Consider the following 23,334-nt stretch of genomic DNA (forward strand, 5'->3'; position numbering starts at 1 on the left):
CCTCTTTGGTTTCCGCAGTAGCAGAAGTGGTGGGTTACGCTGCGCTAACCCACCCTACGAAGTACGGCCTACGCGCTCACCATCGCATGAATCCGCCCGCAATGCGCGACGAGGTTTGCGTGTGCATCGACGAAGGCCTTTAGCGGCGTCGGGATCGGAAAGTAATAGATGTTGGCGATGAAGCCATAGATGCCGGCATCGACGCTGGTCGGCGCCGCGCCATGCACGAAGCCGGCGGCCGGCACGATCTCGGCCAGCGCCTGCAGATCCGCGAGCCCTCGTGCATAGGCCTGCTCGGGCGTGTAGCGGCCGATGCCCTGGAAATGATAGCGCTGCGCGTTATAGGCCTTGGCCCTCTCAAAGCCGGCAGCGTCGATCTGCGGATGCTGCGCGATGAAGGCATCGCGGAACGCAGGATAGAAGCGCTCGTCCTTCCAGCGTGAATAGGACATCACCCAGTAGAGATCGTCCAGCATGCGCGTGACGAAATGGTTGGTGCGGCGCTGGTCCGGTGACAGGCCGGCATCGATCGTGAGGCGATATTTCGCGGTCGCGTGCGCGATGATGGTCTCGCTGTCGCCGATGGTCTCAAAGTCGTCGACGATGTAAGGCAGCTGCCCGCGCGGCGCAGCGGAGGCATCGAAGATGTGCTCGTGCACGAACGCCACGCCCGCGAGCTTGAAGAAGGCGTAGACCTTGAGGCCGTAGCCGTTGTTGTCGGCGACGCCGAACAGTTCCGGGTAGGAGTAGAGGGTCAGCATGGGCGGGCTCCTCTGGGGCGGCGGAGGCCAGGATGCCGTAGCGTTACGGCGGGCGCAACGGGTTGCGCCCGGCGCAGCTCTCGTAGGGTGGGTTAGACGCTCGCGAGCGCAGTCGTTCAACGCACGAAGGTGCAAGGCGTAACCCAGCACCTTCGTATCCGCCGCGACAGAATCGGCGGGTTACGCCGTGCGGACTTGCGCTTCGCGCAGCCGCACCGCTAACCCACCCTACGAATTCGAAGCCGCCTTGAACACCGCGAGCTGCGCCTCGAACGCCCGTTTGAACGCCGGCCGCGCCTCGCCGCGGGCGACATAGGCGGCGATCTCGGGGCACTCGTCCAGCAGGCCGGACGTATTGAGCCGGCGCAGCACCGTCACCATCATGAGATCGCCGGCGCTGAACGCGCCGTCGAGCCAGTCGGCACCGCTAAGGTGACGGGAGAGTTCGCCGAGCCTGACACGAACGCGCTCCTGCAACATGGGCAGGCGATCTGCGTACCATCCCTTGTCGCGCTCGAACAGCATGGCCATGGTGAACTCGACAATCGGCGGCTCCATTGTGCTGACCGCCGCGAACATCCACGCGATGGCGCGGCTGCGCGCGTTTGCGTCGCCGGGCAGCAGCCTGGTGTGACGCTCTGCGATGTGCAGCACGATCGCGCCGGACTCGAACAGCGCAAGATCGCCGTCCTCATAGGTCGGGATCTGCCCGAACGGGTGCAGCGCGACGTGCGCGGGTACCTTCATCGCGGCGAAGGAGAGCAGGCGAACGCTGTAGGGCTGGCCGACCTCCTCCAGCGCCCAGCGAACGCGCATGTCGCGCGCCTGCCCGCGGCCGCGATCGGGGGAGTTTTCGAAGGCAGTGATGGTAGGCATCGGACGGCTCCGGGTGTTGCACGCTGTGTGCAGAGGACGAACGGGCGGTCGGGATTCCGACAAGCCCGCGCTTCCACTGGATCGTACCCGACTGCGGCACCCTCGGTGTCGTCCCGGCGAAGGCCGGGACCCATACCGCGTGATCTCTCTATTGCGGACGGTCGCGGTACCGAACGACGAGTCTTCGCCAAACTACTCTATGGGGTTATGGGTCCCGGCCTTCGCCGGGACGACGGCGGAGTATGAGGCGCTATTGTCGGCCGCCCCTAATCCACGCCGCAAGCTCCCGCCACGGCTCCAACGTCCAGCTCCCCGACGCCGCACCCGACGGCGAGGGCAACACGAATACATCCGGCCAGCTTCCATCCGACGCCTGCCGCCCCAGCGAAATCGCAGCCGACGGCCTGCCGTAAAACAAGCTCGCCGCCTTCTTGCTCGTGAACGCAATCGTCCGCGGCCGGTACATTTCGATCTTCGCCCTGAAGCCCGGCACGTCGATCGCCTTCGCCGCGATCTGGTGATCCATCCCCGCGCCGGTCTTGCAGAGGTCGGTGAAGCCGATCCCGAGCGCGATCAGCGCTGCAAACTCGCTGGGCTGATAGCGTCGCGGCGTGATCCCGGCCTCATGGATCGCGCGCCAGAAGCGGTTGCCGTGATGCGCGTAGTAGTGCCCGAGCTCAGCCGAGCGCGTCGATGCGGCGGTTCCGACGAAGACGAGGCGGAGGTTAGGGCGGAGGAGATCGGGGAGGCGGTGGGCGGCGTTGGGCAACTCAATCTGCATCTCGGTAGAAGTGGCGGCTAACCCTGATAGAGTTACTATCGATGGATTCTACTGACTTTGAGAATAGCGATGAAATCAGACAGTCCCTCTGTGCGAATTAAAGCTATAGCTCAGTGAATTTCGGGCGATGCAGTATGGCGGACGTTCCCTCAATAAGATTAGACGGCGAAACAGATCCCAATGCTTGGCACTTCTCTCGATTGGGCGAGGAGGGGCCACTTCCAAATCCTGTTGGGCATACATTTCCGTTAGTAACTCATGATGCTGATGGCAAGTGGAGAGTTGTCGGAACTGGATTCTACATAAACGATGGAGGATTCTTTGTAACAGCTGCTCACGTGATTGAAGAGGTTTTGGAGGAAAATAGACAGCGAGCTCCCTTGCTTGTTCTGCACCTTCATTCGCCCACGGGAGTGTTTGGAGCTTCAGAATTTCACGCTAGGCCAATAGCTCAGTGTTGGGTGTCCGATAGCGCGGACGTCGCCTTGGGTGTGGCCGCAAGCTCAACGCACAAGGTCACGGGCGAGGTAATGAAGAATTGGACATGGACATTATCTTGGGGGAAGCCGGCGGAACGCACTCTTGTTCATACGTACGCGTTTCCAAATCATATCGTTGTTGACGATGGACGGCGCATTCGGTTCGCTCCTCACGCGTACAGCGGTCGAGTACTCAGCTTTGGCGAATTTCGCGATCGCGTTATGCTGCCGTTTCCCTATATCGAGGTCGACTTTCGCATTCATGGAGCCGCAAGCGGGGGGCCCATAATTTCAGGAAGCTATGTCGTCGGCATCAATTGCACAGAGTTGCAAGCCAATTTGGATCATCCATCAGGTCCCGCCTTCGGTGTTCAAAGCCATTGTTTGGCTGATGCCTTTCTAGACAACGTGGTTCTGCCCCTAGAATCCTCGCCCCGTCGCGTTACATTCAATGAGCTAGTTTGTTCTGGCGTAGTGAATGTTCACGGATACTCGGCTCCAAACGAAACTGCTTCACAGAAGGGGCACTTGGTCGATCTGACAATGGCCGCAACGGTGCCCCTTCCTCGCATCGAATTGCAGCAATACTTCTGAGCTGAGAAGCGAGCCAACAAAGAGAAAGCCCGGGCTAAGCCCGGGCCAAATGGCTGCCTCACAGCACCCGATTACTCTCCTTCACCTTCTCCGCATCCAGATACAAGCTCTCGCCCATCTCCTTGAACTTCGCGCTCATCTGCGCCATCCCGTCCTCGGCAGTCCCGCTCATCGACATGCCCACGCTGTTCGGATCGTTCAGCGTCGCCGCGTAATCGCGCACGTCCTGCGTGATCTTCATCGAGCAGAATTTCGGGCCGCACATCGAGCAGAAATGCGCGACCTTGTGGGCTTCCTTCGGCAGGGTCTCGTCGTGGAAGTTCTTGGCGGTGTCGGGGTCGAGGCCGAGGTTGAATTGGTCGGTCCAGCGGAATTCGAACCGGGCGCGGGAGAGGGCGTCGTCGCGCAGCTGCGCGGCGGGGTGGCCCTTGGCGAGATCGGCGGCGTGGGCGGCGATCTTGTAGGTGATGACGCCGGTCTTGACGTCGTTGCGATCGGGCAGGCCGAGATGCTCCTTGGGCGTGACGTAGCAGAGCATGGCGCAGCCGAACCAGCCGATCATGGCGGCGCCGATGCCTGACGTGATGTGGTCATAGCCCGGCGCGATGTCGGTGGTCAGTGGTCCAAGCGTGTAGAACGGCGCCTCGCCGCACTCCTTGAGCTGCTTGTCCATATTGATCTTGATCTTGTGCATCGGCACGTGGCCGGGGCCTTCGATCATGACCTGGCAGCCCTTGTCCCAAGCGATCTTGGTGAGTTCGCCGAGCGTCTCCAGCTCCGCAAACTGGGCGCGGTCGTTGGCATCGGCGATCGAGCCGGGACGCAGGCCGTCGCCGAGCGAGAACGAGACATCATACTTGCGCATGAGGTCGCAGATCTCGTCGAAATGCGTGTAGAGGAAGCTCTCCTTGTGATGCGCCAGGCACCACTTCGCCATGATAGAGCCGCCGCGCGAGACGATGCCGGTGACGCGGCTGGCGGTGAGGTGGATGTATTGCAGGCGCACGCCGGCGTGGATGGTGAAATAGTCGACGCCCTGCTCGCACTGCTCGATCAAGGTGTCCTTGTAGAGCTCCCAGGTCAGCTTGACCGGATCGCCGTTGCACTTCTCCAGCGCCTGATAGATCGGCACGGTGCCGATCGGCACCGGCGAGTTGCGCAGGATCCATTCGCGCGTGGTGTGGATATTGCGCCCCGTCGACAGGTCCATCACGGTGTCGGCGCCCCAGCGGATCGCCCATACCATCTTCTCGACCTCTTCCTCGACCGACGAGGTCACCGCGGAGTTGCCGATATTGGCGTTGATCTTGGTCAGGAAGTTGCGGCCGATGATCATCGGCTCGAGCTCGGAGTGGTTGATGTTGGAGGGGATGATGGCGCGGCCGCGCGCGATCTCGTCGCGCACGAACTCCGGCGTGATGAAGGCGGGCACGGAGGCGCCGAAGCTCTCGCCATCGGCAAGGGCGGCTTCCGCGCGCTCGAGCTGCTGCTTGCGACCGAGATTTTCGCGGGCGGCGACGTAGATCATCTCCTTGGTGACGATGCCGGCCCGGGCGAATTCGAGCTGAGTGATCTTGTGACCGTCGAGGCCGCGCAGCGGCTTGTGATAGGCCGAGAAGGCGCGCGCGGCCTTGTCGGTGGAGACGCTGCCATTGTCCTCAGGCTTGATCTGGCGGCCCACATATTCCTCGACGCCGCCGCGCTCCAGCACCCATTGCTTGCGGTTGCGGGCAAGACCTGCATTGACGTCGATGGTGACGGAGGGGTCGGTGTAGGGGCCCGAGGTGTCGTAGACCGGCAGGTTGGGCTCGCCCGCGCCTTCGGAGAGGATGATCTCGCGCAGCGGCACGCGCAGATCGGGCGCGGCGTCGGGCGTTGCGAAGATTTTTCGCGAGGAGGGGAGCGGGCCGGTGGTAACGGCGGGGACGGTCTTATCAGGGTTGGAGCGGATGTTCATGGGATCCTCCTTTTATGGGGCGTCGTTCCGGACGGACCGCATTGCGGTCCGATCCGGAACCTCGAGGTTGTTGAGCGAGATTCCGGGTTCGCGCCGATGCGTGTCCCGGAATGACGCCGGTGGAAGGTTCTCCGTCATCCCCGCCTAGTGCGCAATTGCGCACGGGGGGCGGGGATCCAGTACTCCGAGGCGGCGCGGCTCAAGCCGAGAGGCGGCGGCGTACTGGACCGCCCGGTCAAGCCGGGCGATGACAGTTGAGGGTGTAGAGAAGGCGTGGGCATCATGCCGCCTCCTTCGAACCGTCGAGCCATTGCCGCACGCGGGCATCGGGATCGGGGTGTTGCGTGACGTCCGACACCACGGCAATCGAATCCGCGCCCGCGGCAAATATCTCCGCGGCGTGCTCGAACTTGATGCCGCCGATCGCGACTAGCGGGATGCTGCCGATGCGCTTCTTCCATTCCGTGATCTTCGGAATGCCCTGCGGCTCGAAGCGCATCGACTTGAGCGTGGTGAAGAAGATCGGGCCGAGCGCGACGTAATCGGGCTTTGCTTCGAGCGCGGTCGCGAGCTCGGCGTCGTCATGGGTGGAGATGCCGAGCGACAGCCCGGCCTCGCGGATCGCCTTGAGGTCGGCTTCGGCGAGATCCTCCTGGCCGAGATGCAGATATTTGGCCCCGGCGACGACTGCCGCGCGCCAATAATCGTTCACGACCAGCTTGGCCTGCGTTCCTTTCGTGATCGCCAGCGCATCGGTGACGATCTGCAGCGCGTCGGCGTCGTTGAGCTCCTTGGCGCGCAGCTGGATGGTGCCGACGCCGAGCTTGGTCAGCCGCTCGACCCATTTGAGGCTGTCGACGACGGGATAAAAGCGATCAGGATACGGCATGCCAGAACGGAGTCCCAACGACAGGGGTGGAGGGGGAAGCGAAATCGCGGGCGTTCATCAGCCCGGCTTCATAAGCGGTGCGGCCGGCATCACAGCCGAGGCGGAAGGCATTCGCCATCGCGACGGGATCGGCGGCTTTGGCGATGGCGGTGTTGAGCAGCACGGCGTCATAGCCGAGCTCGAGCGCGTGGGCGGCGTGGCTCGGTGCGCCCAGGCCCGCGTCGACCACCAGCGTGATGTCGGGGAGGCGGTCGCGCAGAAGCTTGAGCGCGTCGCGGTTGATGATGCCCTTGGCGCTGCCGATTGGGGCTGCCCACGGCATCACCACCTTGCAGCCGGCATCGACCAGGCGGTTCGCGACCGAGAGATCCTCGGTGCAATAGGGGAACACTTCGAAGCCGTCCTTGATCAGGATGGTGGCGGCCTCGACCAGGCCGACGACGTCGGGCTGTAGCGTGTCATTGTCGGCGATCACCTCCAGCTTGATCCAGGACGTGCCGAACAATTCGCGGGCGAGCTTGGCCGTGGTGACGGCTTCCCGCACGGTGCGGCAGCCGGCGGTGTTCGGCAGCACGGTGACGTCGAGCTCGCGGATCAGCTTCCAGAAGGCATCGCCGGTCTTGCCGCCGGCGGATTCGCGCCGCAGCGACACCGTGACGATGTTGGAGCCGGAGGCGCGGATCGCTTCCTGCATGATCGCGGGGGAGGGATAGAGCGCGCTGCCGATCAGCAGGCGCGAGGCGAAGGTCTTGCCGTAGAAGGTCACCATGGTGAAGGTGTCTCCTGGAGTGACGGTGCCGACCCAAACATAGCTGTCATCCCCGCGAAGGCGGGGATCCAGTACGCCGTGGCAGCGCGGCTGGAAACGTGACGACGCGGCGTACTGGATCGCCCGGTCAAGCCGGGCGATGACAGTGGAGTGTTTGGTGAGACCATCACCTCACCCTCCCTGCCGCGGCGTGATGATCTCGATCTCGTCGCCGGCTTTCAGCTGGGTCTCGGCCCAGCGGCTTTTCGGCACGACGTCGTAGTTCAGCGCGATGGCGAAATGGCTGCCCTCGTAGTCGAGCTCGCTGAGCAGCGCGTCCACGCTGGCGGAGTTCACCTCGCGCTGCTCACCGTTCACGATCACGCGCATTGCATCACCTCGTTGTCGATCTGGCCGCGCTGGACATAAGCGAGCGTCAGCTCGGCAAGCGCCGGCGCGAGCAGGAAGCCATGACGGTAGAGCCCGTTGACGCTGATCTTGCCGCCGCGAATGCCGATGCGCGGAAGGTTGTCGGGGAAGGCGGGGCGAAGCCCCGAGCCGAATTCGACGATGCGGGCCTCGCCGAACGCGGGATGCACGGCATAGGCGGCGCCGAGGAGCTCCAGCGCGGAGCGGACGCTGACGCCGGTGTCTTCGGCCTCGATCGAGGTCGCGCCCAGCATGAACAGGCCGTCCTCGCGCGGGATGACGTAGAGCGGCCAGCGCGGATGGATTAGTCGCACCGGGCGCGACAGCTGCACCTCACCGGTCTCGATCAGGATCATCTCGCCCTTGACGCCGCGCAGCTCGCCCTGTTCGTCGCGCGCGGAAAGACCGCGGCAGTCGATCACGATGCCATCCAGACCCTTTGCGAGATCCTTTTCGAGATCCTTGGCGCTGACGTCGCTGGAGAACTTGATGGTGCCGCCGGCAGCTTTGATGCGCTCGTGCAGCTTGGGCAGCACGCGGCGCGGCTCGACATGGCCCTCGGTCGGAAAGAACAGCGCGTCGCGGAATCGGCCCTCCAGCGAGGGCTCCAGCGCCGCAAGGCCGGCGGCATCGAGCCGCTGGTGGCCCTCGGTCATCCGGGCGAAACGCTCGAAATCGTTGCGCTCGCGCGGATGAGCGACGACGAGCGAACCGTTGAAGGGCGTATCGGGCAGCTCGCGCCGCCAGATATCGAGGGAGCGCAGGCCGAGGCGGCTGATGATGGGCTCGGCGATTTCGGCCTCGCAATAGGGCGCGAGCATGCCGCCGGCCCAATGGCTGGTGGCGTCGGTCATCGCGGCGTCACCGCGTTCATGTAGGGTCACGGCATGGCCGGCCTGCGCGAACAGCAACGCTTGCCAGGCTCCGGCGATGCCTGCGCCGATGATGGATACCGGTGAATCCGGTCGCTTGGTCGTCTGCAACATCCCTGTCCCTTCGCCGGCATGACCCGGATCAGGTTCAAAGGGTCACCGCGGTCTCGGGCGTTATTGCCCGTTTAGCGGTATCTCAGCTCCTCCTCGGAGCACCCCTCGGAACGGCTCTAATGTATGCCAGTGACGGACGGTGTCAACGCGTTAGAGACGGAACCACACGGTCCGTGCCCCGGACGCGATGCAGCGCGCCGCCTCTTGGCGGCGTGATGCGTCGCAGAGCCGGGGGCCCATTGCTGGGGCCCACTGCTTATGTGCGGATGCTGGGTCCCGGCTCGGCGCAGCAGCGCTTCGCGCTGCCGCTTGTCCGGGACACGGGAGCTATTTCACGGCCTGCGCACGCGCGTTGCGGACGCGCTGCGCCAGCTTGCGGTGCGACGGCGCGCCGAACATCGGCTGCGGGTTGCCGTTCGGCTCCAGCCAAGGTTGACCCATACTCGTCTCGCCCATGTTGGCGACCTGCACCATCTCCTGGCGCTGGCGCTTTGCAGCGTAGTAATAGCCGCCCGCGAAATAACGCACGGCTCGGGCGTGGTCCCCATTGGCGGCGCGATAGGCGCCGGCGAGGTATTTTACCGCATAGGTGAGGTTGGTGTTGGGGTCGCGCAGGCCGGCGGCATCGCCGGTGTAGCCGACGCCGCGGGCGGTCGCGAGCTTGATCTGCATCAATCCGATGGTGCCGCCGCGGCCGACGAGGTGCGGCTGATAGCGGCTCTCGCGCATGATGACGCGGTGCACCAGCGCCTCCGGCACGCCATTGGCGCGCGCGTGGGCCGCAACCATCTCGGCATATTCAGCTTCGCCGGCGAAGGCGGCCTGCGGCAACGTCAGTGCGGCCGCGAGCAGCGCGGCAGTGCGTAAAATTTTCATCGAAATGTTCCTCGGTCGAACGGACCTGCACCCTTGTGCGTTAGGCCGTGGGAACACGGCGATGATGTGGCGAAAAGTCGCCGGCGGCGATTTTCGCCGCGCGGTCGCTTTTACGACTTAAACCCGAGTCACGATCCGAGCTGGTGGTGCGCGTCGACGCGACAGCAGGTTTGTCCCTTCGCGCATCCGCCCAAAAATCGCTCTTCGAAAACAGCATTTGGGAGGACGTCCATGACCCGAGCAGACATCGGCGACATCCCCAAGCAGAACCCCTGTGCGCAATGTGGCACACCGATCCCGTTTCCGGACTGGATCGAACCGGGCGAAGGCCGCGTATCTTATCTTTGGGCCTGCCAGGCCTGCGGCTATCGCTTCGAGGCGGTGGCGATCTTCGAACGCGAGGCCATCGCGCACCCGCCGCTCGCGGCTTGATTACGCCGCCAGCCGCGGCTCCTGCCAGACCGGCAATTGCATCCGCACGATCAATCCGTGCGGGGCGCGGTCGTGCAGCGACAGCTCGCCGCCGTGGGCGAGCGCGATCGCACGCGCGATCGACAGGCCGAGCCCGAACCCGGTGGACTCGTCCATCGTGCGCGCATCGTCGCCGCGCACGAACGGCTCCAGCATCTCCTGCTTGCGCGCATCCGAGATGCCGGGGCCGTCGTCCTCGACGTCGATGACGAGCGTGGTGCTGGCGACGTCGAGGCGGATCGTCACCTCGGCGCCGAAGCGCACCGCGTTCTCGACGAGGTTGGTGACGCCGCGATGCAAATCGTCGGGCCGCGCGGCGGCGGTCGCGGAGGCCGGCCCGTCGTAATGCACGACATGGCCCATGTCGCCGAACTGGTCGGCGACGAGCTGGAGCGTGCTGGCGATGTCCACCAGCGTCACCGCCTCGACCTTGCGATCGTTGCGCAACAGCGACAGCACCGATTCCAGCATCGAGCGCATCTGGTCGAGGTCCATCAGCGTGCGCTTGCGATTGCCCTCGTCCTCGATGAACTCGGCGCGCAGCCGCAGGCGCGTGATCGGCGTGCGCAAATCGTGGCTGATCGCGGCGAGCATCCGCGTGCGGTCCGACATCAGCCGCGCGATGCGCTCCTGCATGCGGTTGAGTGCGCGCGCCACCGAGCGGATCTCCTCGGGGCCGCGCTCGGGCAGCGGCTCGGCGGTGCCGTCCAGACTGAAATTCTCGGCGGCCTTGGCGAAGGACGACAGCGGCGCGGCGAGCGCATAGGCCGCCCACAGGCCGAGCATGGTGACGCTGATCAGCGCGAACAGCAGCGTGATCATCCACGGTCCGCCCCAGAACCGCGGCGGACGGGGACCGTGCTCGACGCGGCCCGCGATCATGGTGCCGTCGGACAGTTCGACCGCGACCCGCTGCACGCCATCCTGCGGCGCCAGCGCGACCACCTTGTACCGAGGGCCGAGATGCCGGCGCAGATTGCGCAGGTGGGGACTCTCGCTATCGACGGCGGGGGCAGCCGTTTTCGGCGCGAGGACCTCGATTTTCGCCTTCGGAAATGCGCGCACGATATCGGCGAGAATGCGCGGCCGCTCGCCCGCATCGGCGCCGTTGAGCAGCAGGGCGGCATCGGCCAATTGGTGCGCGCTGTCGGGCGGCTCGGCGCGGTCCGGCCGGCTGATCAGGAAGCTCGCGGTCAGGATCAGATGCAGCGCGACGATCGAGGCCACCACCAGCGCGGCGATCTGTCCGCCGATGCTCTTGAGGTGGAAGAAGCGGAACGGCGTCATGACGGCCGCTCCTCAGCTGCTCAGAGGCGCGGTCACCGCTTCGGGACTTGCCGCTTCGGTCCGCGGCGTGAACAGATAGCCGCCGGAGCGCACCGTCTTGATGATGGTGGGATCGGACGGATTGGGTTCGATCTTGCGGCGGATGCGGCTCACCAGCACGTCGATGGAGCGCTCGAACGAGCCGGCGTTGCGTCCTTGCGTGAGGTCGAGCAGGCTGTCGCGCGACAGCACGCGGCCGGGGCGCTCGCAGAATGTCCTCAGCAGATCGAACTCGGCGCTGGTCACCGCGACGCGCGCGCCTTCGGGATTGCGTAGCTCGCGCATGCGCAGATCGATGCGCCAACCTTCGAAGGCGAGCGTGGAAGCGCCTTCGATCGCGCTCGCCGCTTGCGCCGCGGCTTGGCGGCGCAGCACCGCGTTGATGCGGGCGAGCAGCTCGCGCGGGTTGAACGGTTTCGGCAGATAGTCGTCCGCGCCCATCTCCAGGCCGACGATGCGGTCGACGTCCTCGCCGCGCGCGGTCAGCATGATGATCGGCGTCTGCGACTCCGCGCGCAGCTTGCGGCAGAGGCTGAGGCCGTCCTCGCCCGGCAGCATGACGTCGAGGATGATCAGGTCGACGCGATGGTCGGCCATCGCGCGCGACATCTCGCGGCCGTCGCTCACGGCGGTGACGTTACACGCGTTGTTGCGCAGGTATTTCGCAATCAACGTCCGGGTTTCGCGGTCGTCCTCGACGACCAGGATGCTGGGATTGGGAATGGCCATGCGCTTTGTTTGTCCAAGATTTGGGCCGAATGGCGAAGAATTTTGTTTCAGGATGTTTCTGGAGAACTTGCCGCAATGCCGGGACACGACCGGACCGTGAAGTGGCAAGTTCTCGTTAAGGCCGTAAACCATACCGTGGCGCCGCTCGCGACGAAACCCCGCAAGATGCACGGAGCCATCATGACCTTGATTTCGGCGGCCTCCGCCGGCAGCCACCAATCGCCGCTGCAGCGGCTACAGCAGGAATTGCAATCGCAAGTCTCCGCCGGCACGATCTCGTCGTCGGACCAATCCGCGCTCTCGACGGCGCTGACCGACATCGACACCGCACTCCAGCAGAGCCGGACGAGCGACCAGTCGCGCGGCACGCGGCCCTCCAAGGACGAGATGCAGTCGAAGATCGACGACCTGATCTCGAACGAGGTGTCGAACGGGACGCTGACCGCCGACCAGGCCGAGGAGCTGAAGAGCGTGTTTCAGTCCGCCTTCGCCAGCGGCCCGGGCGGGGCGGGTGGCCCTGGTGGAGCAGGCGGTCCCGGTGGAGCAGGCGGACCGCCCCCGGCCCGCCGCCGGATGACGGCCCTTCGGATTCGGCGTCATCCACGGATTCCGCCAGCGGCACGTCGGCCGACGCCACGACGGCGGAAATCCTCGAGCAGTTCCTCCAGGCGCTCCAGCAATCGCAATCGTCGGCGGCGTCCTACGGTGCCAATGGCAGCGCGTCGAGCGGCTCGAGCTTGTCCGCGCTGCTGATCGACTACAAGAGCTGACCCCGGGCGACGCCAGGTCGGCGCGTGTCCTCGCCGCGATCATGCTTCACCCAGGGCGCATGATCGTCGGCGGGGAACCGTGCGCCGCACAATGTTCCTGAGTGACGCAGGAACATCTCACACGCGATACCGCGCTCGCGCATAGCGCGACGAAATTGCCGCGCACAAGGAACTGCGCGTGATCAGCGCTGTTTTCTCCGCACAAGTTTTCTGCTGAAGGAGAGGACAACATGATGAAGTCGATCGTTGCCGGCCTCGCCGGCACTGCCCTGCTGACGACCGTTGCGTTCGCGCAATCGCCGGCCGCCACCACCGACAAGGCGGCACCTGCGGCCACCACCGCCACGACGACGTCCACGACCGCGTCCGGCCAGTGGCGTACGTCGAAGATGGACGGCCTGAAGGTCTACAATGAAGCCAACGAGAACATCGGTACGATCAACGACCTGCTGATGGACAAGAACGGCGACATCAAGATTGCCGTGATCGGCGTCGGCGGCTTCCTCGGCATGGGCGAGCATCTCGTCGCCGTGCCCTATGAGAAGCTGAAGTTCGTCAACGAGGCCGTCGCCTACACCGGTACCGGCGCGAACCCGGGCGCCAAGCCCGCCGCGACCACCACCACGGGCGCTGCGACCGGCACCGACAAGCCGGCTGCGACCTCGACGTCGTCCACCTCGAAATGGTACCCGGACCACGCCGTGTTCAACGCCAGCAAGGACGAGCTGAAGAACATGCCCGAGTTCAAGTACTCGGAGTAATGCGGCTGGACTGACGACCCAAACGACGTGCGCCCGGTTTTTACCGGGCGCGCTGTCGTGTCTTCTTCATGCCGTCCTTGCGAAATGCTGACGCTCACCCTGAGGAGCGCGCCTCCGGCGCGCGTCTCGAAGGGCGACCACCAGCCGGGCCTTCATCCTTCGAGACGTTTGCTCCGCAAGCTCCTCAGGATGAGGAATTGGCAGCGACGCAGCAGAGCTAATGCGTCACCAGCGGGCAACCGCCCTTGTCGAGCGGCCGGAAGGCCTCGTCGCCGGGCACGGTGGCGATCAGCTTGTAGAGGTCCCACTCGCCCTTGGATTCTTCGGGCTTCTTGACCTCGAACAGATACATGTCGTGGACCATGCGGCCGTCGATGCGGATCTTGCCGTTCTTGGCGAAGAAGTCGTTGACCGGTGTCGCGCGCATCTGCTCCATCACTTTCGGCGCCGTGTCGGTCTTGATGGCCTCGATTGCCTTCAGATAGTGCATGGTCGCGGAATAGAGCCCGGCCTGGATCATGGTCGGCCCGACCTTGTCGTTGAAGCGCTTCGAGAAGGCGCGCGTCTCGTCATTCATGTCCCAGTAGAAGGCGTCGGTGACGATCAGGCCCTGCGTCGCGTTGATGCCGAGCGAATGGGTGTCGGTGATCTCCTGCAGCAGGGCGATCATCTTCTGGCCGCCCTGGGTCAGGCCAAATTCGGAGGCCTGCTTCAGCGCATTGGTGGTGTCGCCGCCGGCATTCGCCAGTGCGACCACCTTGGCCTTGGAGGCCTGGGCCTGAAGCAGGAAGGACGAGAAATCCGACGAGTTGAGGGGATGGCGGACCTCGCCGAGCACCTTGCCGCCGCTCTCCTTGACGACGTTGGCGGCGTCGCGCTGCAGCGCCATGCCGAAGGCATAATCGGCGGTGACGAAGAACCAGGTATCCTCGCCGCGCTTTACCATGGCCTTGCCGGCGACATTCGACAGCGCATAGGTGTCGTAGGTCCAGTGCACCGTGTTGGGCGAGCAGGCTACGCCGGTGATGTCGGACGAGCCGCCGCCGGAATTGATGTTGATCTTGTTCTTCTCGCGCGTCAGGGCCGAGACCGGCAATGCGACCGAGGACGTCGGCACGTCGAAGATCGCGTCGACCTTGTCGTTGTCGTACCAGTTGCGGGCGATGTTAACGCCGACATCGGGCTTGTTCTGGTGATCGGCCGCGACGACCTGGACCGGCTTGCCCGCAACCTTGCCGCCGTAATCGGCGACGGCCATCTCGACGGCGACGAGCGAACCCTTGCCGGTCGCGTCCGCATAGAGGCTCGACATGTCGGTGAGCACGCCGATCTTGACGACATCGTCGGAGATCTGGGCCTGCGCCGCGCCTGACGTGGCGGCGAGGGCGAGGCCGGCCGCGACGGCGGCGATGAGTTTTTGCATGGTGTTGCTCCCTGTGTGTTGTTGTTGGGGATTTGTTGCGAGGGACGTTCTAGCGACAATCCGTCGCGCCAGCTAAGCAATCTGCGCCATAGCGGAGATGCAAAACGGCGGGGGCTGGAGCGGGACGTACCGTGAGCTCTCGAGGTCGCGTCGTAATGCCGATCAGACGCCGCCGCTCTTGAGCCGTTCGTTGCGCCGGCGGAGGCCTTCCAGGGTGGCGAGGAGGATGACCGAGACCGCCGTCAGGATCACCGCCGCCGCCGTGATGGTCGGGCTGATGTTCTCGCGGATGCCGCTGAACATCTCGCGTGGCAATGTGCGCTGCTCGGGACCTGCCATGAACAGCACGATCACGACCTCGTCGAAGCTGGTCGCGAAGGCGAACAGCGCGCCCGAGGCAAGGCCCGGCAGGATCAGCGGCAGGATCACGCGGCGGAACGCGTAAAGCGGCGAGGCCCCGAGTGAGGCTGCCGCGCGCGCCAGATTGGTGTCGAAGCTTTGCAGCGTGGCGCCGACCGTGATCACCACGAAGGGCGTCGCCAGCGCGGTGTGGGCCAGGATCAGGCCGAGGTAACTGCCGGTCAGCCCGATCGGTGCGAAGAAGAAATAGAGGCCGACGGCGGTGATGACGCCGGGCACGACCACCGGCGACAGCACGAAGGCCAGCACCAGCGGTTTGAACCGGCTCTTCCACTGCGCCAAGCCCAGCGCGGCGAGCGTGCCGAGCACCATGGACAGCGCCGTCGAGGCGACGCCGATGATCAGGCTGTTCTTCAGCGCATTCATCCAGCGCGGCGAGTTGATGAAGTCGTCATACCAGCGCCAGGAGAGGCCCGGCAACGGATAGGTCAGGTACGAACCCGAGCTGAAGGACAGCGGCATGATCGCAAGGATCGGCGCGATCAGAAAGATGAACACCAGCGTCGAGACGATGATGGTCGTGCTCCACGCGATGCGCTGGCTGGGCGTGCGAAGGGAAGACTGATCGCTCAATTCTTCATGCCTCCGGTGACCTGCTGTCCCTGCACCAGCTTGCCGTAGACGAGCGCGAGCAGAACCGTGGCCAGCAGCAGCACCGCTCCCAAGGCCGAAGCAAGGCCCCAGTTGGCCGTCTCGGTCGTGTAGAGCGCGATGAAGTAGCTGATCATCTGGTCGGCGGCGCCGCCGACGAGGGCCGGCGTGATGTAGTAGCCGAGCGCCAGGATGAAGACGAGCAGGCTTCCCGCGCCGATGCCGGGCAGGGTTTGCGGCAGGTAGATGCGCAGGAAAGCTGTGACCGGCGGCGCGCCGAGCGAGGCAGCGGCACGCATGTAGGCAGGCGAGATCGCCTTCATGCTGCTGTACAGCGGCAGGATCATGAACGGCAGGAGCACGTGAGTCATCGCCACGCAGACACCGAAGCGGTTGTAGATCAGGCGCAAGGGCTCGTCGATGATGCCAAGCCAGTGCAGACTATCGTTCACGACGCCCTTGCTCTGCAGCAGCACGATCCAGGCGCAGGTGCGGACCAGAAGCGACGTCCAGAACGGCAAGAGGACGAAGATCATCAGCAGGTTCGACCGGGCCGGCGGCAGCGTTGCCAAGAGATAGGCGACCGGGAAGCCGAGGATCAGGCAGAGTACCGTGACGCTGAGGCTGATGAGGAAGGTGCGGGCGAAAACGTTGCGGTAGATGGCCTGATCCGGCGGAGCTTCGACGATCGCGCCGTCCGCGTTCCTGACGAGGTCGAGGGCGCCCAGCAGATAGAAGCTCGTCACGGGTCCGCTGGCGTCCCTGATCGTCGTCCATGTCGCGCGTTCGCGCCAGGCTGGATTGATCTCGACCAGCGTCTCCTTGGCCGTCCCGCGCTCCGGCAGCGCCTTCAGATTGCGGGCCGTGCTGGTCAGGATGGTGCGGAAGCCGTTGAGCGCGTAGTTCAGCCGCTTGGCCGCGACGGCGATGGTGCCGGCGGCGCGCGCCGCCAGGATGTCGCTTGCCAGCGCAGCAAAGGCTTCCTCATCCGGCAGGTCCTTGCCGTCCCAGCCGGCAAGAGCAGCGACGGTGTGAGGCAGGACCTGACGCACCTCCTTGTCTTCAACCGAGCGCCACAGCATGCCGGCGATGGGGCCTGCGAAGGTGAAGAGCAGGAAGGCGAGCAGCGGCAGGATTAGTCCAAGTGCCCTGAGCTGACGCGCCCGCTCGGCGTGCCGCAATCGTCGTTTCAGCGGCATTTCGATCGACGCGTTGGCGCCGGTCACGGATGCGGCTGTCATCGGGCGGGCCTCTGTGCGGAGAGACCTGAGCAAGCGCCTCGTCCTTCGAGACGACCGCGGAGCCTGTCATCGGGCCGCGCTTCGCGCGTACCCGGTGGCGGTCTCCTCAGGATGAGGCTTATCAGCACCGGCGCCTGCTGTGACAGGGCCGCCGCACGCGCGGTCCTCATCCTGAGGAGCCCGCCTAAGGCGGGCGTCTCGAAGGATGGCCGCAACGAAACTGCTCTCAATGCGTGCCGCATGCCCATTTCGGCCGCGCTACTTCGCTGCCCATTTGTTGAAACGCTCGGTCAGGCGGTCGATGTTCTCGAGCCAGAAGCCGACGTTGATCTCGACCGCGTTCTTGATGTTGTCGGGCGCCGTCGGCAGGTCCTTCAGAACGGCAGGCCCGAGCCGACCCGCTGCGTCCTTGTTCGAGGTGCCATAGGCGATGTTTTCCGACAGTTTCGACTGGTTCTCCGCCTTGCCGACGAAGTCCAGGAACTTGTAGGCCGCGTCCTTGTTCGGGCTGCCCTTCAGGATGACCCAGCTGTCGATGGTGAATAGCGCGCCGTCCCACACCATGCCGAAATTCTTCTTCTCGTTCTTGTTCGCGGTGTCGATGCGGCCGTTATAGACCGAGGTCATCGCCACTTCGCCGGAGGCGAGCAATTGCGGCGGCTGGGCGCCGGCCTTCCACCAGACGATGTCGCCCTTGATGGTGTCGAGCTTCTTGAAGGCGCGATCGATGCCTTCGTCGGTCGCCAGCACCTTGTAGACGTCCGTCGGCGCGACACCGTCCGCCATCAGGGCGATCTCCAGCGTGGTCTTGGGTCCTTGACGCAAGGCGCGCTTGCCCGGAATCTTCTTGGTGTCGAAGAAGTCGGCCCAGCCTTTGGGAGCCTCTTTCAGCTTGTTCTTGTCGTAGCCGAGAACGAAATCGTAGAGGATGGCGCCGACACCGCATGGATTGACCGCTGGCGGGATGTAGGCGGCCTCGCCGCCGATCTTCGAATAATCCAGCTTCTCGAAGAGGCCTTCCTCGCAGCCGACCGCGAGCTCGTCGCTTTCGACCTGGACGACGTCCCAGGTGGCGGCGCCGCCCTGCACCTTGGCGCGCAACACGCCGACGCCGCCGTCCCAGGATTCGTCGTTCATGGGAAGGCCGGAGGCTTTCTTGAACGGCTCGAAATAGACCTTCTTCTGGGCCTCCTGATACGCGCCGCCCCACGATACCACGGTGAGGTCACGCGCCTGCGCGGCGCTCGCCAGCGCGGCGCCGGCGCTCAATGCCGCGGCCAAGCCCAGAGCGATCTTGCCAATCTTGCGCTTCAGCATGGTTTTTCCCTTCTCTATCTAAGTTGCATCGAAATTGGTGCTGGTCGGATCAGACGGGATCGAGCGCCAGGCAGTCCTCGGGGCGGAACGTGATGAACACGCTTTCACCATGGCTCAGCCTGTCATGAGCCCGCGGCTGAAGCTTGACCATGAACTCCCCGTTGCCGGCGACATCGAGCACGGCGAGCGCGTGGTCGCCGAGATAGATGGTGTTCTGCACCTTGGCTGGCAGCCGGTTCGGTCCTTCGCTGGACGTGCCGTCCAGGATGATGGAGACCCGCTCCGGCCGCACCGACAGGGAGGTCGATGCGCCCACGCCCGATACGTTGATTGCCCTCGCGGTCACGGCACCGCCAGCGGCCAGCGCGACGCGGCAATAGTCCCGCTCGACCGTCTCGACCGTGCCGGCCAGCACATTGTTCTCGCCGATGAAGTGCGCGACGAAGCTGTTGACCGGATGCTCATACAGCGCGTCCGGCCTGTCGATCTGCTGCACGATGCCGTCGTTGAACACGGCGATGCGGTCCGACATGGTGAGCGCTTCGCTCTGATCGTGGGTGACGTAGACGATGGTGATGCCCATCGTCTCGTGCAGCTGCTTGATCTCGAGCTGCATCTGCTCCCGCAGGCGCTTGTCCAGGGCGCCCAGCGGCTCGTCCATCAGCACGAGCTGCGGGTTGAAGACCAGCGCGCGGGCCAGCGCCACGCGCTGCTGCTGGCCGCCGGACAGCTGGCCGGGCCGCCGGTGGGCCAGACTTTCCATCTTGATCATGCGCAGCGCTGCCATCACGCGCTCCTGCGCTTCCGCCTTGCTGATCTTGCGAACGGACAGCGGGAAGGCGATGTTCTCCGCGATCGTCAGGTGCGGAAACAGGGCATAGTTCTGGAACACCATGCCGATGTCGCGCCTGTGCGGCGGCACGTTCTTGATCGGCCGGTCCGCAAGGTAGATCTCGCCATGGGTCGGAACCTCGAAGCCGGCCAGCATCATCAGCGTGGTCGTCTTGCCCGAGCCCGACGGGCCGAGCAGGGTGATGAACTCGCCCTTCCTGATGTCGAGATCGAGGTTCTTCACCACGAGTTGCTCGCCATCATAGGTCTTCTGAATGCCGGAAAAGCGCACCAATGCCGGCGCAGGCTTGACCATGCCGGCTTCCATGCTCGTCCTCTCGTTGCCTGCCACAGCTTAGCATCCTCGGGCGAGAATGCCAGCGGCGCAAGCGATGGCGCGGACCGGGGGAGCGACGGCGCGCTACATTCCCGACAGCTTCGTCACTGTTACGTTCAGCGTGCCACCGGCTTCCGCGACGACGCGCAGCGTCTTGGAATCGAAGGCGATGTCGGCAAGCGTCAGGCTGTCGATCTTGGCATCGACCTTGAGGCCGTCCTCGCTCTTCTGATAGTCGGCGATCGCGGCGGCGATCTTCTCGCGCGCATTGGCGGCGATCGGCTTCAGATCCAGCGTTGCCTTCTGCAGCAGTGCCTGCTGCATCTGCGGCACGACGGCGCGCGCCGCGGCGCCCAGCAGGCCGAAGGCCGCCTCGGATTCGACCGCGAGCTGGATGTCGGTGAGCCGCAAGGTCTGCTGCGCCTGGTCGAGCACCGGCCGGCCCCAAATGTGCACGGTTGCTTCCGCGCCGAGGCCGAACCAGCTTTTCTTCTCCTTGGCGCGCACCAGGAGCGAGATCAGCAACTGGTTGCCCGAGGGGGTCACGTTGGCGCTCTTGACGGTGACGTCGACCGGACCGGAGCCGTCCTCGGGATAGGTGCGGCCGACCATCTGCGCCGCGATCAGCTTGTTGATCTCGGTGAAGGGCACGTCGATCGGAACGCCGATGCTGACGCCGGTGCCGGTCGGCGGCACGATGGAGATCTTGTCGGGAAACGGACAGTCCGGCTTGGTCGGCGTCGAGGTCACGCGCGTTTCGGCTTCCAGGCCGAGCAGCAGCGTCACGTTCTGCGCGTCGACGCGTGGCTGCGCCGCGATCGCGCGCACCGGCTTCATCTCGAGCCACAGCGGCGGCAGCGCGGAGCCCGAGCCCTGCAGCGGGATCGAGCGACAGGCCTTGACCCATTGTGCTTTCGCATTGTCGCGCAGCGAAGGATCGCTGCGGATGCGCTCGGAGACGGCGTTGATCTGCTCGCCCACGTTCTTGTCGATCAGCGGCTTCACCTGCGCCGGCACGTTGACCTTGGCGCCGGCGACATTGAGGTTGGTATCGCCAAGATTGACCTGGGCGCCGAGATTGGGCTCGAGATGCCAGTTGGCTGCGAGCTTGGGGCGCGAGGTGACGATGACGTTGCCCTTGATCTCGGCGCTGGCGTTCAAATTCTTGATGTTGACCGCGCCGATCCGCTTCGCCGCATCGCCGCCGAGCACGTTGCCGAGCGCGTCACCGAGCGCGCCGGTGGCCTTCGCGGATACCGAGCCCGTCACGTTCAGCTTGCCTGAGAGCGGCGTCGAGATCGTCAGCACGTCCTTGTCGCCGGCGGCCGCCATCGGCCCGCGCACGGCGGACCAGCCGATGTCGGCGTTCTCCAGGATCTGCGAGATCGGGTTGTCGGCCTTTCCGGCGAAATTGCGCGGTGCGGCCTTCTCGGCCTGCTCGCGGATCGCCGACAGCGCGATGGCGACCGGCGCGATCACGATCGAGCTCTTCGAGGCCGGCGGCAGCGGCGGCAGTTGCGCGACCGGCGGCGCGGGGTTGGCCGCGCGCGGCGACAGCAGATCCATCGCCTTCAGGCTGATGAAGAACGACGCCGCGAGCACCGCGACGGCGATCAGGATCGTCTTCAGATTCAACGTCAGTCGCATCAATCCCCCAAGCCGCCCCGACAGGGGTTTTACAGGGCGGGCGAGGAGGGCGCTAGAGCGCACCGGTGGGGTGGAATTGGGGCGAACAGGTTAACGGCTGCGAACGCGCTGTTGCCACACATTCGCGCCGTCGTTGGGACTAGCTGCGCCGGGGACGGCGAATTGCCCGAACATTGCCGCGACCGCCGCCGCCGCAAAAAAACTTGTCGCCGCCGTCGGACTCCAGCCCTGAAACCCCCGTCCCCGCGGGCAGATCGAGCTGCTCGAGCACCTTGCCGGTCTCCGGGTCGATCCGTCGCACGTCACTTTCCTCGTTCTCCCAGGTGCCGTGCCAGAGCTCGCCGTCGACCCAGGTCACGCCGGTCACGAAGCGCTTGCTCTCGATGGTGCGCAGGACCTTGCCCGTTTCGGGATCGACTTGGTGAATCTTGCGCTCCCGATATTGCCCGACCCAGAGCGAACCTTCCGCCCAGGCCAATCCGGAATCGCCGCCGGCGCCGGGAGACGGGATCGTGCCGAGCACCTTGCCGGTGGCGGCGTCGATCTTCTGGATGCGATCCTCGGCAATCTGGAACAGGTGCCGGCCGTCGAACGCCGTTCCCGCATGCGCGGCGACATCGATCGAGCGCGCGATCTTGCCCTCGGCCGGATCAAGCGCGTTCAATTTGTCGCCGGACGCGAACCAGACATGTTTGCCGTCATAGGTGACGCCATGCACGGCCTCCACGCCCGCAAAGGGCCCGTATTCTCTGACGATCTCGGCGGCTGAACGCTTCATGTGTACGATCCCTCGTGGATGTGACCTGATCTGATCCTAGGTCTTCAGGAGCGGGCCGGGGAGTAACAAGCCTGTCGGGAAACCCGGAACGGGCGGCGTCATCCAGCGCCGCGCACGGCCGTGCCCGAAGGATTGCACCTTGCTCGATCGCGCCAGTTCGTCGAGCGCGCGCTGCACCGTCCGCGCGCTCGTGTCCAGCGCCAGCGCGAGCGCCGAACTCGACCACGGCTCGCCGTCGGAGAGCAGGGCGAGGATGCTGGCGTGCTTCTCCTCCAACGGCCGGGCCAGCACGAGCACGTCGCGCGTCTTGTGCGGCGTCAGTGCAAACCCCTGTTTGGTCGCGGTGACATCCGCGAGCGGCTTGAGCTTGGCGCGCAGCCGGCCGATCTCGACGCGCAGCCGGGCACGATGCGATTCATCAGCGTGCCTTGCCCGAAACGCTGCGGCGATCAGCGCCTCCCGGGACACGTCCGCGGGCCACGATTGCGCCAGATGCCGCGCCAGCGCGAACAGCACCGGCCGCGTTCCGAGCGACACGAAGATGCCTCCGTTGCGAACGCTGTAGTGGAAGGTGTCCACGACGAGCGCCTTGGATACTGCCAGTGCCTCGACCTCGCCAAGCAACAGCGGGCGCTCCTTGCCGCGCGCGATCAGGCGCGCCGCGGGCGTATCGAGCACGAGGCTTGCACTCTCGACCTCCGCAGCAAGCGCGGGAATGCGGGCAAGGTGCGCCGCACGGGCTGCGCGGCCAAGCGCTGCGCGCGCGTCTTTCGTTTTGAGCCGCCTGATGGCGATGCCGGCGACCACGAGCTCGCGAACGACCTGCGATGCCGGTGGCAAGATTAAGGCGCCCAGCTCGGCCAGCGTCCGTTCGGCTTCGTCGGGACGTCCGAGGAGGAGAAGACGGCGTGCCTCGATGTGTCCCGCATGGGCGGCATTGGCGAGATCGCCGTGCTTTTCGAGCGTCGCGCGTGCCGCTGCGAGCGCCTTCACCGGCCAATTCAGATCGCGCGAGACCAGCGCAATCTCGGCCTCCGCCACCACGCACCGTGCGCGCGCCACCGCCTCTCTCGGACCGAACGCGCGCGCGGCGCTGCGCAGCAACGTCTTCGCCTTGGCGAGATCGCCGAGCTGCGCCATCGCGATGCCGCGCAGCGCCAGCGACGGCGCATCGTTGCGCAGCGCAATGCGGTTCAGCGCGCCCAGCGGATCGCCGGCCTCCAGCGCACGCGCGGCGGCGGTGATCAGCGATTCCATGCCAATCCCGCCACACTTGTTACTCCCGCCGCGCAACCGCGCGGTGGCAGAAATCGTTG

The 23,334-nt window shown here is 65.1% G+C and carries 22 protein-coding genes, 1 pseudogene and 1 riboswitch; of the genes and pseudogenes, 4 read left to right on the forward strand and 19 right to left on the reverse strand.

Translation table 11 applies throughout. The features are described from left to right. Positions 1–68: 68 nt before the first annotated feature. From BCCGELA001_RS09715 to BCCGELA001_RS09725, 3 genes are all read right to left on the reverse strand, one after another. Positions 69–761: a glutathione S-transferase C-terminal domain-containing protein gene (locus tag BCCGELA001_RS09715; RefSeq protein ID WP_008556124.1), complete on the reverse strand. Its 693-nt coding sequence runs from the start codon at positions 759–761 to the stop codon at positions 69–71. Positions 762–989: 228 nt separating this feature from the next. Then, positions 990–1,637: a glutathione S-transferase family protein gene (locus tag BCCGELA001_RS09720; protein WP_060735158.1), complete on the reverse strand. Its 648-nt coding sequence runs from the start codon at positions 1,635–1,637 to the stop codon at positions 990–992. Between the two features lie 250 nt (positions 1,638–1,887). Continuing rightward, positions 1,888–2,418, reverse strand: a complete 531-nt coding sequence (locus BCCGELA001_RS09725) for a mismatch-specific DNA-glycosylase (protein WP_008556140.1) — start codon at positions 2,416–2,418, stop codon at positions 1,888–1,890. A 134-nt stretch (positions 2,419–2,552) separates the two neighbouring features. Between BCCGELA001_RS09725 and BCCGELA001_RS39430 the strand changes: the two genes are divergently transcribed. Continuing rightward, positions 2,553–3,491, forward strand: a complete 939-nt coding sequence (locus BCCGELA001_RS39430; protein WP_144441235.1) for a trypsin-like peptidase domain-containing protein — start codon at positions 2,553–2,555, stop codon at positions 3,489–3,491. A gap of 58 nt (positions 3,492–3,549) precedes the next feature. On the opposite strand, the gene thiC is transcribed toward BCCGELA001_RS39430, so the two are convergent. The 6 genes from thiC to BCCGELA001_RS09760 form a co-directional block, all read right to left on the reverse strand. Continuing rightward, complete coding sequence (gene thiC, locus BCCGELA001_RS09735; protein WP_008556142.1) at positions 3,550–5,448, reverse strand: phosphomethylpyrimidine synthase ThiC; 1,899 nt, start codon at positions 5,446–5,448, stop codon at positions 3,550–3,552. A gap of 280 nt (positions 5,449–5,728) precedes the next feature. Then, positions 5,729–6,337 (reverse strand): thiamine phosphate synthase, encoded by a 609-nt coding sequence (locus tag BCCGELA001_RS09740; protein WP_008556144.1) that lies wholly within the window; start codon positions 6,335–6,337, stop codon positions 5,729–5,731. Next, complete coding sequence (locus BCCGELA001_RS09745; protein WP_060735160.1) at positions 6,324–7,106, reverse strand: thiazole synthase; 783 nt, start codon at positions 7,104–7,106, stop codon at positions 6,324–6,326. The genes BCCGELA001_RS09740 and BCCGELA001_RS09745 overlap by 14 nt, the downstream gene beginning before the upstream one ends. 171 nt (positions 7,107–7,277) lie before the next feature. After that, positions 7,278–7,475: a sulfur carrier protein ThiS gene (gene thiS / locus BCCGELA001_RS09750; protein ID WP_008556150.1), complete on the reverse strand. Its 198-nt coding sequence runs from the start codon at positions 7,473–7,475 to the stop codon at positions 7,278–7,280. Then, positions 7,466–8,500: an FAD-dependent oxidoreductase gene (locus tag BCCGELA001_RS09755; RefSeq protein ID WP_060735161.1), complete on the reverse strand. Its 1,035-nt coding sequence runs from the start codon at positions 8,498–8,500 to the stop codon at positions 7,466–7,468. Before BCCGELA001_RS09755 ends, thiS begins: the two co-directional genes overlap by 10 nt. Then, positions 8,488–8,616, reverse strand: a riboswitch (TPP riboswitch). Its footprint overlaps the gene before it by 13 nt. Positions 8,617–8,827: 211 nt before the next feature. After that, positions 8,828–9,376 carry a lytic transglycosylase domain-containing protein gene (locus BCCGELA001_RS09760; RefSeq protein ID WP_008556165.1) on the reverse strand — a complete coding sequence of 183 codons (549 nt, stop codon included), beginning with the start codon at positions 9,374–9,376 and terminating at the stop codon, positions 8,828–8,830. 231 nt (positions 9,377–9,607) lie between these two features. Here BCCGELA001_RS09760 and BCCGELA001_RS09765 point away from each other — a divergent pair, with 231 nt between their 5' ends. Then, on the forward strand, positions 9,608–9,808 hold the full coding sequence (locus tag BCCGELA001_RS09765; protein WP_008556166.1) for a hypothetical protein: 201 nt from the start codon (positions 9,608–9,610) through the stop codon (positions 9,806–9,808). Here BCCGELA001_RS09765 and BCCGELA001_RS09770 read toward each other — a convergent pair whose 3' ends face one another. Then, positions 9,809–11,134 carry an ATP-binding protein gene (locus BCCGELA001_RS09770; protein ID WP_008556168.1) on the reverse strand — a complete coding sequence of 442 codons (1,326 nt, stop codon included), beginning with the start codon at positions 11,132–11,134 and terminating at the stop codon, positions 9,809–9,811. Between the two features lie 12 nt (positions 11,135–11,146). Beyond that, positions 11,147–11,902, reverse strand: coding sequence for a response regulator (locus BCCGELA001_RS09775; RefSeq protein ID WP_008556170.1), 756 nt, complete (start codon positions 11,900–11,902; stop codon positions 11,147–11,149). Positions 11,903–12,082: 180 nt separating this feature from the next. Between BCCGELA001_RS09775 and BCCGELA001_RS09780 the strand changes: the two are divergent. After that, positions 12,083–12,672 (forward strand): annotated as a pseudogene (locus tag BCCGELA001_RS09780) (hypothetical protein). 230 nt (positions 12,673–12,902) lie between these two features. Next, positions 12,903–13,433: a PRC-barrel domain-containing protein gene (locus tag BCCGELA001_RS09785; protein WP_060735162.1), complete on the forward strand. Its 531-nt coding sequence runs from the start codon at positions 12,903–12,905 to the stop codon at positions 13,431–13,433. A 217-nt stretch (positions 13,434–13,650) separates the two neighbouring features. Here the strand turns inward: BCCGELA001_RS09785 and BCCGELA001_RS09790 are convergent, their stop codons facing one another. The 8 genes from BCCGELA001_RS09790 to BCCGELA001_RS09825 all read right to left on the reverse strand — a co-directional run bounded on the left by BCCGELA001_RS09790 (position 13,651) and on the right by BCCGELA001_RS09825 (position 23,275). Continuing rightward, complete coding sequence (locus tag BCCGELA001_RS09790) at positions 13,651–14,856, reverse strand: ABC transporter substrate-binding protein (RefSeq protein WP_008556185.1); 1,206 nt, start codon at positions 14,854–14,856, stop codon at positions 13,651–13,653. A 162-nt stretch (positions 14,857–15,018) separates the two neighbouring features. Continuing rightward, on the reverse strand, positions 15,019–15,849 hold the full coding sequence (locus BCCGELA001_RS09795; protein ID WP_008556187.1) for an ABC transporter permease: 831 nt from the start codon (positions 15,847–15,849) through the stop codon (positions 15,019–15,021). Beyond that, entirely contained in the window at positions 15,846–17,108 is a 1,263-nt protein-coding gene (locus BCCGELA001_RS09800; protein ID WP_008556189.1) for an ABC transporter permease, read from the reverse strand. Before BCCGELA001_RS09800 ends, BCCGELA001_RS09795 begins: the two co-directional genes overlap by 4 nt. A gap of 258 nt (positions 17,109–17,366) precedes the next feature. Beyond that, positions 17,367–18,425: an ABC transporter substrate-binding protein gene (locus BCCGELA001_RS09805; RefSeq protein WP_060735163.1), complete on the reverse strand. Its 1,059-nt coding sequence runs from the start codon at positions 18,423–18,425 to the stop codon at positions 17,367–17,369. A gap of 49 nt (positions 18,426–18,474) precedes the next feature. Beyond that, positions 18,475–19,584: an ABC transporter ATP-binding protein gene (locus BCCGELA001_RS09810; RefSeq protein WP_060735164.1), complete on the reverse strand. Its 1,110-nt coding sequence runs from the start codon at positions 19,582–19,584 to the stop codon at positions 18,475–18,477. 93 nt (positions 19,585–19,677) lie between these two features. Then, positions 19,678–21,240: a DUF4403 family protein gene (locus tag BCCGELA001_RS09815; protein ID WP_008556220.1), complete on the reverse strand. Its 1,563-nt coding sequence runs from the start codon at positions 21,238–21,240 to the stop codon at positions 19,678–19,680. 139 nt (positions 21,241–21,379) lie between these two features. Then, complete coding sequence (locus BCCGELA001_RS09820) at positions 21,380–22,018, reverse strand: Vgb family protein (RefSeq protein ID WP_008556222.1); 639 nt, start codon at positions 22,016–22,018, stop codon at positions 21,380–21,382. Positions 22,019–22,054: 36 nt separating this feature from the next. After that, a complete protein-coding gene (locus BCCGELA001_RS09825; protein WP_060735165.1) occupies positions 22,055–23,275 on the reverse strand; it encodes a hypothetical protein in 1,221 nt (406 codons plus the stop codon). Between the last annotated feature and the right edge of the window lie 59 nt (positions 23,276–23,334).

This window comes from Bradyrhizobium sp. CCGE-LA001 (genome assembly GCF_000296215.2).
Lineage (GTDB): Bacteria > Pseudomonadota > Alphaproteobacteria > Rhizobiales > Xanthobacteraceae > Bradyrhizobium.

Coding starts and splice junctions, on each gene's coding strand:
- BCCGELA001_RS09715 (WP_008556124.1), bottom strand. CDS start 761: ATGCTGACCCTCTACTCCTACCCGGAACTGTTCGGCGTCGCCGACAAC.
- BCCGELA001_RS09825 (WP_060735165.1), bottom strand. CDS start 23,275: ATGGAATCGCTGATCACCGCCGCCGCGCGTGCGCTGGAGGCCGGCGAT.
- BCCGELA001_RS09785 (WP_060735162.1), top strand. CDS start 12,903: ATGATGAAGTCGATCGTTGCCGGCCTCGCCGGCACTGCCCTGCTGACG.
- BCCGELA001_RS09790 (WP_008556185.1), bottom strand. CDS start 14,856: ATGCAAAAACTCATCGCCGCCGTCGCGGCCGGCCTCGCCCTCGCCGCC.
- BCCGELA001_RS39430 (WP_144441235.1), top strand. CDS start 2,553: ATGGCGGACGTTCCCTCAATAAGATTAGACGGCGAAACAGATCCCAAT.
- BCCGELA001_RS09810 (WP_060735164.1), bottom strand. CDS start 19,584: ATGGAAGCCGGCATGGTCAAGCCTGCGCCGGCATTGGTGCGCTTTTCC.
- BCCGELA001_RS09740 (WP_008556144.1), bottom strand. CDS start 6,337: ATGCCGTATCCTGATCGCTTTTATCCCGTCGTCGACAGCCTCAAATGG.
- BCCGELA001_RS09760 (WP_008556165.1), bottom strand. CDS start 9,376: ATGAAAATTTTACGCACTGCCGCGCTGCTCGCGGCCGCACTGACGTTG.
- thiC (WP_008556142.1), bottom strand. CDS start 5,448: ATGAACATCCGCTCCAACCCTGATAAGACCGTCCCCGCCGTTACCACC.
- BCCGELA001_RS09725 (WP_008556140.1), bottom strand. CDS start 2,418: ATGCAGATTGAGTTGCCCAACGCCGCCCACCGCCTCCCCGATCTCCTC.
- BCCGELA001_RS09775 (WP_008556170.1), bottom strand. CDS start 11,902: ATGGCCATTCCCAATCCCAGCATCCTGGTCGTCGAGGACGACCGCGAA.
- BCCGELA001_RS09770 (WP_008556168.1), bottom strand. CDS start 11,134: ATGACGCCGTTCCGCTTCTTCCACCTCAAGAGCATCGGCGGACAGATC.
- BCCGELA001_RS09720 (WP_060735158.1), bottom strand. CDS start 1,637: ATGCCTACCATCACTGCCTTCGAAAACTCCCCCGATCGCGGCCGCGGG.
- BCCGELA001_RS09765 (WP_008556166.1), top strand. CDS start 9,608: ATGACCCGAGCAGACATCGGCGACATCCCCAAGCAGAACCCCTGTGCG.
- thiS (WP_008556150.1), bottom strand. CDS start 7,475: ATGCGCGTGATCGTGAACGGTGAGCAGCGCGAGGTGAACTCCGCCAGC.
- BCCGELA001_RS09800 (WP_008556189.1), bottom strand. CDS start 17,108: ATGACAGCCGCATCCGTGACCGGCGCCAACGCGTCGATCGAAATGCCG.
- BCCGELA001_RS09755 (WP_060735161.1), bottom strand. CDS start 8,500: ATGTTGCAGACGACCAAGCGACCGGATTCACCGGTATCCATCATCGGC.
- BCCGELA001_RS09745 (WP_060735160.1), bottom strand. CDS start 7,106: ATGGTGACCTTCTACGGCAAGACCTTCGCCTCGCGCCTGCTGATCGGC.
- BCCGELA001_RS09820 (WP_008556222.1), bottom strand. CDS start 22,018: ATGAAGCGTTCAGCCGCCGAGATCGTCAGAGAATACGGGCCCTTTGCG.
- BCCGELA001_RS09805 (WP_060735163.1), bottom strand. CDS start 18,425: ATGCTGAAGCGCAAGATTGGCAAGATCGCTCTGGGCTTGGCCGCGGCA.
- BCCGELA001_RS09815 (WP_008556220.1), bottom strand. CDS start 21,240: ATGCGACTGACGTTGAATCTGAAGACGATCCTGATCGCCGTCGCGGTG.